A 1,102-nucleotide genomic window follows, 5' to 3' on the forward strand; every position below is an offset into this window, starting at 1 on the left:
GGATCGGGGCGGCTCGATCTCCTGTTGGAGGCCGCTTGCGGGCGAAGGCTGGCCGGGGCGATTCGCGAGCAAGCTCCCTCCAACAGGCCGTTCTGCCAAGGTCCCTGTTGGAGGCCGCTTGCGGGCGAAGGGTGGCCGGGGCGATTCGCGAGCAAGCTCCCTCCAACAGGCGGTTCTGGCGGAGGTTCCTGTTGGAGGCCGCTTGCGGGCGAAGGGTGGTCGGGGCGGTTCGCGAGCAAGCTCCCTCCAACAGGAGAAGCGATCTCGGCGCCGATCGCCCCCTGTTGGAGGCCGCTTGCGGGCGAAGGGCGGGACCTGCCGGCGGGGGCGGGTGCCCCGGTCAGCGCTGTTCCTGGCCTGATCGCTGCTGCTGCCGCCGCATCGGGCGGCGCTCGCCGTCCATGCCGCCGGCGCGATGGGCGGGCTGATAGGCGGCCTTCTGCTCGGCCGTCAGCAACGCCGCCTGGTCCAGGTGGGCGCCGAGGTGCACGGCGCGGAGTTCGGCATTCAGTTCGGCGATTTCCGTGAGTTTCGCCTCCATCGACTCGCGGGTGACGCTGCCGTCGGCGAACATCGCGTTCAGCTCGGCCTCGGCGGCCAGGATCCTCTCGCCGATGGCGGGGGCCTGTTCGCGGACGCGGGCGACCAGTTCGGTGGTTGCGGCGCGCTGCTCGTCGGTCAGTTCCAGCGCGTCGGCCTGCTGGAGTACGTGCATCGGACCGGGGAAGCCGTTGAGTTCGGCGGCGCGCGCCAGGCCCATGCCTCGGCCCTCGCGCAGCATGCGTTCCTGGCGGGGCATCAGGGCGGTCGGGCGCGCATCGGCGGCTTCGGCCGACGCGGATTCGATGGAATCATCCTGCGCGGCAACGGGCAGGGTGGCGATGAGAAGCAGGGCAAGCAGAATGGAACGCAGCATCGGACGGTTCTCGCTGGAATATCAGTCGATTCTAATGCGAATTCGGGCAGTCGGTTGATCTGTCGAAGGCCGCTTGCGGGCGAAGGGTGGCCGGGGCGGTTCGCGAGCAAGCTCCCTCCAACAGGCGGTTCTGGCGGAGGTTCCTGTTGGAGGCCGCTTGCGGGCGAAGGGTGGCCGGGGCGATTC

General features: G+C 69.8%; 1 protein-coding gene. It reads right to left on the reverse strand.

Features of this window, described 5'->3' with window-relative positions; all coding sequences use genetic code 11:
• Positions 1-340: 340 nt before the first annotated feature.
• Positions 341-916, reverse strand: a complete 576-nt coding sequence (locus HFP89_RS08870; RefSeq protein ID WP_168717304.1) for a Spy/CpxP family protein refolding chaperone — start codon at positions 914-916, stop codon at positions 341-343.
• Positions 917-1,102: the final 186 nt, after the last annotated feature.

The organism is Wenzhouxiangella sp. XN79A, assembly GCF_012272825.1.
Taxonomy (GTDB): domain Bacteria; phylum Pseudomonadota; class Gammaproteobacteria; order Xanthomonadales; family Wenzhouxiangellaceae.